The sequence below is a fragment of the Kitasatospora sp. NPDC056800 genome (genome assembly GCF_042789775.1).
GTDB lineage: Bacteria > Actinomycetota > Actinomycetes > Streptomycetales > Streptomycetaceae > Kitasatospora.
This window is the reverse complement of the sequence record NZ_JBHUAL010000041.1, coordinates 36,173-45,720: the sequence shown is the minus strand read 5'-3', so window position 1 is coordinate 45,720 and position 9,548 is coordinate 36,173. Positions and strand designations below refer to the sequence as shown.

The window sequence follows — 9,548 nt, the reverse complement described above, 5'->3', positions numbered from 1 at the left end:
CACCACGCCACACGTTTTTTTGTTGGGTCTGGTGGGCTGGTTTTTGTTTAAAAGCGACCGGCGCCGGTGCGCGGGCGCCGGCGCCCCGGGGGGGCGGCCCCCCCCGACGCCGTCGGGTCCGCGGGCCCGCCCGGGCGCTGCTTGCGATGCTGCTGATGGCGCTCGTGGTGGGCGGCGCCGTCCCGTCCGTGTCCGGGGCGGGGCGGGCGTACCTCAGCTACCTGGTGCTGGCCGAGGGCGAGGACGCCGCCGGCGCCGCCCGGGCCGGGGCGGAGAGCCGGGCGGCGGGCGGGCAGGTGGTCCAGGAGTACCCGCAGATCGGGGCCGTGCTGGTGTACGCGACCGGCCCGTTCGCCGACCGGGTGCGGGCCCGGCCCGGGATCGCCGCCGTCGGGGCGACCAGGACCGCGCCGGTGGTCGCGCCGCCGCGGGCGGTGACGGGGGCGGGGGACTTCACGGCGGGGGCCGGGACCGGTGGCCGGGCGGGCGGCGACCGGATGGACGGGGAGACCGTCACGGTGCCCGATCCGGGGGAGGCGGGCGCCTGGAACCTCGCCATGCTCGGCGGTGCCGCCCGCGGGGCGGCGGACGCCTCGGCGGTCTCCGGCGGTGCCGCACCGAGCGCCGACGCGCTGCACGGGGTGCTGGTCGCGGTGCTGGACTCCGGGGTCGACGACACCCACCCGGACCTGCGGGCCGCCGTCGACCCGAAGGCCTCCGCCTCCTGCGCGGACGGCCGGCCCGACGCCCGTACCGGCGCCTGGCGGCCCGACCCCGGGGTGGTCGAGAGCGGCCACGGCACGCACGTCGCCGGGATCGTCGGCGCCACCCGGGACGGCCACGGCGTCACCGGGGTGGCGCCCGGGGTGCGGATCGCCGCCGTCCGGCTGCTCGGGCCGCTCGGGCAGTACTACGCGGAGAACATCGTCTGCGGCATGCTCTGGGCCGCCGACCACGGGGCGAAGGCGGTCAACAACAGCTACTTCGCCGACCCGTGGAAGTACAACTGCCCCGGGGACGCGGACCAGGCCGCGCTGATCGCGGCCGTCGGGCGGGCCGCCGGGTACGCCCGGCGGGCGGGGGCGGTGGTGGTCGCCTCGGCGGGCAACGACGGGCAGGACCTCGGCGCCTCGCGGACCGACGAGCGGAGCCCCAACGACCGGGTCTCGGGGCCGGCGCCCCTGCGTCACCTGGGCACGGAGTGCGTACGGCTGCCCGGTGAGCTGCCCGGGGTGGTCACCGTCACGGCGGTGAACCGGGACGGGCACCCGGCGGCCTACTCCAACTACGGGCGCGGACGGGTCTCGCTGGCCGCGCCCGGCGGCGACCCGGACGGCGGGCCGCAGGGGGCGGTCGTCTCCGACTGGCCGGACGGGCGGTACGCGGCGCTGGCGGGGACCTCGATGGCGGCCGCGCACGTGACCGGGGCGGTGGCGGTGGCGGCGGCCCTGCACCCGGAGCTGGGGGCGGACGGGTTGGCCGCGCTGCTGGCCGGGGCGGCGGCGCCGGGGTGTCCCCCGGGGCTCCTGGGCTGCGGGGAACGGCAGTACTTCGGGGCGGGGCTGCTGGTGCTGCCCCGGTGACGGGGGCGCGGGCCGCGCCCCGCGCGCCCGTCGGGTGGTGGGGCGGGGAAAAGCAGGTGACGGGGCGGTGGGACGGGGGTGAGGATCGGGGCATGGGTGATTCGGGTGCGGCCGTGTTCCTGACGACCGAGCGGCTGGTGCTGCGGCGCTTCACGACGGCGGACGCGGACCGGCTCGTGGAGCTGGACGGGGACCCTGCGGTGATGCGCTTCCTCACCGGGGGGAAGCCGAGTCCGCGGGAGTGGGTCGAGGGGGAGCTGCTGCCGCGCTACCTGGAGCACTACCGGCGCTACGGCGACCTCGGCTGGTGGGCGGCCGAGGAGCGGGCGGGCGGGGCGTTCCTGGGGTGGTTCGAGTTCCGGCCGACGCGGGAGGGCGAGCGCGGGGAGGTCGAGCTCGGGTACCGCTTGCGGCAGGCCGCGTGGGGGCGCGGCTACGCGACGGAGGGGGCGCGGGCGCTGGTCCGGCTCGGGTTCGCGGAGCTGGGGGTGGAGCGGGTGGTGGCGTACACCATGGCGGTGAACGCGGGCTCGCGGCGGGTGATGGAGAAGAGCGGGCTGTCGTACGTCCGCACGTTCCACGAGGACTACCCGGAGATGATCCCGGGCAGCGAGCACGGCGAGGTCGAGTACGCGCTGACGGCCGGGGAGTGGCGGGCCCGGTCCGGGATACTTGGGGCATGAGGCTGACGGAGTTCTGGCGACGGATGTACGCGCACTTCGGGGAGGCGTACGCGGAGTCGTTCGCGACCGACCACGTGATGAGCGAGCTGGGCGGGCGGACGGTGCGGCAGGCGCTGGAGGCGGGCTGGGAGGCCAAGGAGGTCTGGCGGGTGGTCTGCGACACCCAGGGCGTCTCCGGGGTGCTGCGCTGACTGCCGGCCCCCCGGGGGCATGGGACAGACTGTTCGGGTGACAAATAGCGCGGAACAGAAGAATTCGGACCGGGACGCCGAGGGCGCTCCGGCGGGTGGGGGTCTGTGGGGCGGCGGGATGCCGCGCTGGCTGCCGCGGGCGATGGTGCTGTTCCTGGTGCTGGTGGGGGCCTTCCAGCTCGCGGACTGGGCGTTCCGGCAGCTGATCGACCTGTTCGTGATGCTGCTGGTGTCGTTCTTCCTGTCGCTGGCGCTGGAGCCGGCCGTGGACCGGATGGCCGCGCGGGGGGTGCGCCGGGGGGTCGGGACCTTCCTGGTGTTCGTGGCGGTCGGGATCGCGGTGGTGGGCTTCCTCGCCGCGCTCGGCACCCTGCTGGTCGACCAGGTGGCGAAGCTCGCGGGGGACCTGCCGCACCTGGTCGACAACCTGATCGACTGGATCAACCGGACCTTCCACCAGGACCTCTCGCTGGGCGAGTTGCAGAATCGGTTGCTCAAGGATTCCGGCACCATCGAGACCTACGTCCAGCAGGCCGCCGACAACGCCTGGGGCGTCTCGTCCACCGTGATCGGCGGGCTCTTCAAGGCCTTCACGGTCGGGCTGTTCACCTTCTACTTCACCGCCGAGGGCCCGCGGGTGCGCCGGACGGTCTGTTCGATGCTGCCGCCCGCCAAGCAGGCCGAGGTGCTGCGGGCCTGGGAGATCGCGCTCGCCAAGACCGGCGGCTACCTGTACTCCCGGGCGCTGCTCGCGGTGGTGTCGGCCGCCGGGCACTGGGTGATGTTCGAACTGCTCGGCCTGCCGTACGCGGCGGCGCTGGCGGTCTGGGTCGGCGTCATGTCGCAGTTCGTGCCGACCCTCGGGACCTACCTGGCCGGGACGCTGCCGGTGCTGGTGGCGCTGACGGTGAAGCCCGTGGACGCACTCTGGGTGCTGGTCTTCGTCGTGGTGTACCAGCAGATCGAGAACTACCTGCTGCAGCCGAGGATCACCGCGCGGACGGTGGACGTGCACCCGGCGGTGGCCTTCGGCTCGGTGATCGCGGGCGCGGCGCTGCTCGGCGCGGTCGGCGCGGTGATCGCGATCCCGGCGGCGGCGACGCTCCAGGGCTTCGTGGGGACGTACGTGCGGCGGTACGAGGTGGCCACCGACCCGCGGATCGACCGGGGCGAGCAGCGGCGGGCCCGGCGGGAGCTGCGCCGGGAGGCGGCCCGGCGGCTGCGCCGGATGGTCGGCGGGGACGGGGCGAGGCGCGGGGAGTGACCCGGGGCGCCGCTCCCGGGGCGTCCCCGGGGGCGGCGGGGCCTGGACGTGCGACGCTTGAATCGAACAGATGTTCTTTGTACTCTCCGGCGTGGAGTTTTCCACAGGCGGAGCCCGGCCGGGCCCGTTTGTCAGTGGGACGCGCTAGCGTCGAGGACGATGAAGCGCACAGCACAGAACCCGAGGGAAAAAGCCATGGCAGGTACGGATCGCGAGAAGGCCCTTGAGACCGCGCTCGCCCAGATCGAGCGGCAGTTCGGCAAGGGCTCGGTGATGCGCCTCGGCGAGAAGGCCAACGAGCCGGTCGAGGTGATCTCCACCGGGTCCACCGCCCTGGACGTCGCCCTCGGGGTCGGCGGCATCCCGCGTGGCCGCGTGGTCGAGATCTACGGCCCCGAGTCCTCCGGCAAGACCACCCTGACCCTGCACCTGGCCGCCAACGCCCAGAAGGCCGGCGGCACGGTCGCGTTCGTCGACGCGGAGCACGCGCTCGACCCGGAGTACGCCAAGAAGCTCGGCGTGGACACCGACGCCCTGCTGGTCAGCCAGCCGGACACCGGTGAGCAGGCGCTGGAGATCACCGACATGCTGATCCGCTCCGGCGCGATCGACCTGGTGATCATCGACTCGGTCGCGGCGCTCGTGCCGCGCGCCGAGATCGAGGGCGAGATGGGCGACTCGCACGTCGGTCTGCAGGCCCGGCTGATGAGCCAGGCGCTGCGCAAGATCGCCGGTGCGCTGAACCAGTCGAACACCACCGCGATCTTCATCAACCAGCTGCGCGAGAAGATCGGCGTGATGTTCGGTTCGCCGGAGACCACGACCGGTGGCCGGGCGCTGAAGTTCTACGCCTCGGTCCGCCTCGACATCCGCCGGATCGAGACCCTGAAGGACGGCACCGAGGCGGTCGGCAACCGCACCCGCGTCAAGGTGGTCAAGAACAAGGTCGCCGCGCCGTTCAAGCAGGCCGAGTTCGACATCCTCTACGGCGTGGGCATCAGCCGCGAGGGCGGCCTGATCGACATGGGCGTGGAGCACGGCTTCATCCGCAAGTCGGGCGCCTGGTACACCTACGAGGGCGACCAGCTCGGCCAGGGCAAGGAGAACGCCCGCAACTTCCTGCGGGACAACCCGCAGCTCGCCGACGAGATCGAGCGGAAGATCAAGGGCAAGCTCGGCATCGGCCCGAAGGTGGAGGAGCCGGCCGAGGAGAGTGCCGAGGCCGCCGCCGACGGCGCGGCCAAGCCGATCACCGCGACCGCCACCAAGACGGCCGCGGCGAAGAAGACGGCGGCGGCCAAGGCCTGAGCCGTTGACGCAGTACGACACAGTGGGCGGCGGCCCGGCGGGCCCGGAGGACGACGACTACGGGCCGCCGGACTGGTTCGCCGCGGTCGCGGAGGAGGACGAGCACGGGCCGCCGGACTGGTTCGCCGCCGTCGCGGAGGAGCCCGAGCCGGTGGCCGCGAAGCCCCGGGCCTCGCGCTCCCGGCGCGGCCGTCCGTCCACCGCGCAGTGGGCATCCGGCGCCGAGCCGGAGTTCGACCTGGCTCCGACCCGGGCGGTGCGCGGCGCGGCGCCCGGGCCGGAGCCGGCGGAAACCCCGGTCGAGGCGCTCGGCCTGGTCTCCGCCTCCGAGCTGCCCACCGGCCGCCGGCGGCGGCGCTCGGCCCTGGAGGCCGAGCAAACCGAAGCGGCCGGGCCCGCTTCGACACCGACGGCCGTGGAGAGCGGCCGCGGCGGCGGCGAGGCGGCCGGTCACGGGGGTGTGGCCGCCTCGGCCTCCCGTCGCGGCGGGCGCCGGGGCCGCTCCGCCACCGGGCTGCCCGGGGAGGAGGGCTCCGGCCGTACCTCCCGGAAGCAGGCCGAGGAGTCGGCCGACCCGGAGACCCGCGCCCGGGACATCTGCCTGCGGCTGCTGACCGGCGCCGCCAAGACCCGCAAGCAGCTCGCCGACGCCCTGCGCAAGCGGGAGATCCCGGAGGAGGCCGCCGACGCGGTGCTCACCCGGCTCGAAGAGGTCGGGCTGATCGACGACGCGGCCTTCGCCGCGGCCTGGGTGGAGTCCCGGCACGCCGTCCGGGGCCTGTCCCGGCGGGCGCTGGCCCAGGAGCTGCGCACCAAGGGCGTCGCCGCCGACCTGGTCGAGCAGGCCGTCGCCCAGCTCGACCACGACGACGAGACGGACGCGGCCCGGGCGCTGGTCGAGCGCAAGCTGCGGTCCACCCGGGGGCTGGACGCCCAGGTGCGCACCCGGCGGCTGGTCGGGATGCTGGCCCGGCGCGGCTACTCCGAAGGACTGGCGTTCCGGGTGGTGCGCAGCGCGCTGGAAGAGGAGTGGAGTGAACCGTCGGGTCGGGAGTAGTGGCAGTTCTGTAGGTGTCTTGGAGTGGACCAGGTCAACTCTTGACCCTCCCGTGACCCCCACCTAGCCTCGCCTTCAGTGCCCGGGGCGCCTCCGGACGGCGGCGCGCGCGGCGACGGGGGAGTGGGCGGGAATGGGGATCTCGGCGGGCACCGGCCCGGGCGGCTCACTGGTGCCGGTCGCCGGATCGGCCGCACTCCTGCTGCTGGTGGTCGTGGCCGCCGCCGGGCTGGCGATCAGGCGGCTCCGGGCGGCCCGGCGCGGTGCGCTGGCCGAGGCCGAGCAGGCCCGCCGGTGGGCCGAGGAGCAGTCCGCCCGGCAGCGGACCGAACTGGCCCGCCGCGAGGAGGACATGGCCGAGGAGCTGCGCAGGCTGCGCCGCCGGGAGGACGAACTGGCCGAGCGCTCCGCCGAGGTGGAGCAGTCCCGGGGCGAGGCCGAGGCGCTGGTCGCCCGGCGGGCGGCGGCGTTGGAGCGGGCCGCCGGGCTCTCCGCCGAGCAGGCCCGCGCCGAACTCCTGCGGGAGGCCGAGGACTCGGCCCGGCGGGAGGCCGCGGTCACCGTCCGGGAGATCGAGCGCGAGGCCCGGGAGGAGGGCGAGCGCCGGGCCCGGGACATCGTCGCCGGGGCGGTCCAGCGGCTGGCGACGGAGCAGACCGCGGAGAGCGCCGTCACCGTCCTGCGGCTGCCGAACGAGGACATGAAGGGCCGGATCATCGGCCGCGAGGGCCGCAACATCCGCGCCTTCGAGGCGGTCACCGGCGTGAACCTGATCGTCGACGACACCCCCGAGTCGGTGCAGCTGTCCTGCTTCGACCCGGTCCGCCGGGAGACCGCCCGGCTCACCCTGGAGCAGCTGGTCGAGGACGGCCGGATCCACCCGACCCGGATCGAGAGCCTGTACGAGCGCAGCCGCGAGGAGGTCGGGCAGAGCTGCGTCCGGGCCGGCGAGGACGCCCTGCTGGAGGCCCGGGTCGACGGGGTGCACCCCGAACTCGTCCGCACCCTGGGCTCGTTGCGCTACCGGGCGTCGTACGGGCAGAACGTGCTCGGGCACCTGCTGGAGTCCGCGCACCTGGCCGGGATGATGGCCGCCGAGCTCGGGGTGGACCCGGAGCCGGTGCGGCGCGCGGCGCTGCTGCACGACATCGGCAAGGCGCTCACCCACGAGTCGGAGGGCAGCCACGCCGCGGTCGGCGCGGAGCTCGCCCGGCGGTACGGGGAGTCCGCCGAGGTGGTGCACGCGATCGCCGCCCACCACAACGAGGTCGATCCGCGCACCGTGACGGCCGTGCTGACCCAGGCCGCGGACGGCTGCTCGGGCGGCCGGCCGGGTGCGCGCAAGGAGTCGCTGGAGCTGTACGTCCGGCGGCTGGCGCGGCTGGAGGAGATCGCGCGTTCGCACGAGGGCGTGGCCGAGGTGTTCGCGATGCAGGCGGGCCGTGAGGTGCGGGTGATGGTCCGTCCGGACGCGGTGGACGACCTCGGTGCGGAGCTGATCGCCCGTGAGGTCGCCCGCCAGGTCTCCACCGAGCTGACGTACCCGGGCCAGATCCGGGTGACGGTGGTCCGCGAGAGCCGGGCCACGGCGGTGGCCGGCTGAGGCCGTGGCCCGCCGCGGCCCGGAGGCCTCAGCTCGGGGAGTCCACCTGCTGGGGCGAGGGCTGCTCGGCCGGGTCGGGGGCCGGGCCGAGCGTGGCCGGGCCGCCGCGGGCGCGGTCGGCGAGGGCGAGCAGGTCCTCGGCGACGGCCCCCTGGGTGGTGCCGACCAGGTGGCCGTCCGGGCGGATCAGCAGGACGGTGTGCGGCCCGGCGCCCGGGTAGTCCTCGGTGACCAGCACCTCGGCGGGGACGGGCAGCGCGGCGGCGACCTCGGCGAGGCGGGGCATCAGGCCGGCGCCGAGCCAGTGCTCGGAGGACCAGACGGCGGTGCCGGGGGCGACCAGCAGCAGCAGGAAGGTGGTGCCGAGCCGGGCGTGCAGGTGGTCGGGGGTGCCGTCGTCGGCGAGCACCGGCAGGTCCGGGACGAGTACGCCGGGGGCGGTGGCGGGCAGCAGCTCGCTGAGCGAGGTGGTGCCGCGCGCGCCGCGCTGCACCGGGACCCGGGCCGGGACGCCGGAGGGGGCCGCCGGGTAGGCGGGCGCGCCGCCGAACCGGCCGGTGCCGAGCTGGCCGTCGGCGAGCAGCGGGGCGTGCTTGCGGAAGCCGCCGACCAGCAGCGAGCGCCGGGTCTGCTGCCAGCCGCGCAGCGGGCGCAGCAGCGGCATGGACTGGTCGACCGCGCGCAGCCGGGCGCCGACCGCCCCGCGCCGCTCGGCCTCGTAGCCGTCCAGCAGGGAGCCGCCGGGCTGCGGGCCGCCGGAGTGGAGGTGCCAGGCGAGGGCGAGCCGCCAGGCGAGGTTGTCGGCGTCGCGCAGCCCGTCCGCGAGGTTCTGCATGCCGAGTGCGCCGTGCAGGTGGGCGGCGTCGCCGGCCAGGAAGCAGCGGCCGCTGCGGAAGCGGGCGGCGAGCCGCTGCTGGGCGGTGTGGTCGGCGGCGGCCAGCAGTTCGAAGCGGGGCAGTTCGCCGCACCAGCCGGTGAGGGTGGAGGTGACCCGGGTGAGCAGGGTGTCGCCGGTGACGATGCCGGGCCAGGTGGCGTGCGGGTCGACGGTCTCGGTGGCGGCGGGGCGGCCGGGGGGCAGCCGCCAGTCGAGCCGCCAGACGCCGTCCGGCAGCGGACGGGCGGAGGCCTCGCGGTCGCCCCGCCACGGGGGCTCGCGGTGCAGCCGGGCGCCGTCGAAGGGCAGGTCGACCCGGACGGTGGCGATGGCGTTGCGGTCGACCGCCGGGCGGCCGGGGAAGCGGATCTTCAGGAGCTTGCGGACGGTGGATCTGGCGCCGTCGCAGCCGACCAGGTGGCTGCCGCGCCACCAGGTGGTGGAGCCGTCCTGGGTGCCGGTGGTGCGGAGGCTGACGCCGTCCCGGTCCTGTTCGAGCTCGACGACCCGGTTGAGCGGGACCAGCCTGATCAGCGGGGTGCCGGTCAGGGCGTCGCGCAGCCCGCGCTGGAGGCGGTGCTGGGGCAGGTGGTAGGTGGGCGAGTCGGTGAGGTCGATCCGCAGCACCTCCTGGCGGCGGCGCCAGACGGCGAAGGAGTCCCACAGCGCGGAGTCCGAGACGGCCCGCGGGTAGCCGATCCGGGTCAGGAAGGCGGCGGTGTCGGCGCCGAGGACGAGGCTGCGCGGGCCTTCCGGGCAGAGGCCGGAGCCCTCGTCCAGGACGATGGTGGGGACCTCGTGCCGGGCCAGGGCGAGGGCCAGGGCCAGACCGACCGGTCCGGCCCCGACCACGATCACCGGGTCCATGAGGGAACCTCCGGGCACGAACCGGCCGATCGGCCGGCGTCAGTTACCGCTGCCGCATATGCCGCGTGGATGCTCCCGGGAGGTGTCACGAAGAGCAATGCAACAGTTCGCCTGC

8 protein-coding genes are annotated in these 9,548 nt (G+C 75.4%); 7 read left to right on the top strand and 1 reads right to left on the bottom strand.

Going from position 1 to position 9,548, the window contains the following annotated elements; translation table 11 throughout:
- Nucleotides 1-155 precede the first annotated feature (155 nt).
- From ACFRQN_RS12465 to rny, 7 genes are all read left to right on the top strand, one after another.
- Nucleotides 156-1,583 carry a S8 family serine peptidase gene (locus ACFRQN_RS12465; protein WP_380740149.1) on the top strand — a complete coding sequence of 476 codons (1,428 nt, stop codon included), beginning with the start codon at nt 156-158 and terminating at the stop codon, nt 1,581-1,583.
- A 92-nt stretch (nt 1,584-1,675) separates the two neighbouring features.
- Entirely contained in the window at nt 1,676-2,266 is a 591-nt protein-coding gene (locus ACFRQN_RS12460; RefSeq protein WP_074005700.1) for a GNAT family N-acetyltransferase, read from the top strand.
- Nucleotides 2,263-2,457 (top strand): DUF3046 domain-containing protein, encoded by a 195-nt coding sequence (locus tag ACFRQN_RS12455; protein ID WP_117489691.1) that lies wholly within the window; start codon nt 2,263-2,265, stop codon nt 2,455-2,457. The genes ACFRQN_RS12460 and ACFRQN_RS12455 overlap by 4 nt, the downstream gene beginning before the upstream one ends.
- Nucleotides 2,458-2,494: 37 nt before the next feature.
- Nucleotides 2,495-3,721, top strand: a complete 1,227-nt coding sequence (locus ACFRQN_RS12450) for an AI-2E family transporter (protein ID WP_380740146.1) — start codon at nt 2,495-2,497, stop codon at nt 3,719-3,721.
- A gap of 195 nt (nt 3,722-3,916) precedes the next feature.
- Nucleotides 3,917-5,029, top strand: coding sequence for a recombinase RecA (gene recA / locus ACFRQN_RS12445; protein ID WP_049659177.1), 1,113 nt, complete (start codon nt 3,917-3,919; stop codon nt 5,027-5,029).
- 4 nt (nt 5,030-5,033) lie between these two features.
- On the top strand, nt 5,034-6,086 hold the full coding sequence (recX, locus tag ACFRQN_RS12440; RefSeq protein WP_380740144.1) for a recombination regulator RecX: 1,053 nt from the start codon (nt 5,034-5,036) through the stop codon (nt 6,084-6,086).
- Nucleotides 6,087-6,219: 133 nt separating this feature from the next.
- Nucleotides 6,220-7,689 (top strand): ribonuclease Y, encoded by a 1,470-nt coding sequence (rny, locus tag ACFRQN_RS12435; protein WP_375877269.1) that lies wholly within the window; start codon nt 6,220-6,222, stop codon nt 7,687-7,689.
- Nucleotides 7,690-7,717: 28 nt separating this feature from the next.
- Here rny and ACFRQN_RS12430 read toward each other — a convergent pair whose 3' ends face one another.
- A complete protein-coding gene (locus ACFRQN_RS12430) occupies nt 7,718-9,433 on the bottom strand; it encodes an FAD-dependent monooxygenase (RefSeq protein ID WP_380740142.1) in 1,716 nt (571 codons plus the stop codon).
- Between the last annotated feature and the right edge of the window lie 115 nt (nt 9,434-9,548).

What these genes read in the sequence shown, in the direction of transcription:
- ACFRQN_RS12455 (WP_117489691.1), top strand. Translation starts at nt 2,263, where the DNA reads ATGAGGCTGACGGAGTTCTGGCGACGGATGTACGCGCACTTCGGGGAG.
- rny (WP_375877269.1), top strand. Translation starts at nt 6,220, where the DNA reads ATGGGGATCTCGGCGGGCACCGGCCCGGGCGGCTCACTGGTGCCGGTC.
- ACFRQN_RS12465 (WP_380740149.1), top strand. Translation starts at nt 156, where the DNA reads ATGGCGCTCGTGGTGGGCGGCGCCGTCCCGTCCGTGTCCGGGGCGGGG.
- recA (WP_049659177.1), top strand. Translation starts at nt 3,917, where the DNA reads ATGGCAGGTACGGATCGCGAGAAGGCCCTTGAGACCGCGCTCGCCCAG.
- ACFRQN_RS12460 (WP_074005700.1), top strand. Translation starts at nt 1,676, where the DNA reads ATGGGTGATTCGGGTGCGGCCGTGTTCCTGACGACCGAGCGGCTGGTG.
- ACFRQN_RS12430 (WP_380740142.1), bottom strand. Translation starts at nt 9,433, where the DNA reads ATGGACCCGGTGATCGTGGTCGGGGCCGGACCGGTCGGTCTGGCCCTG.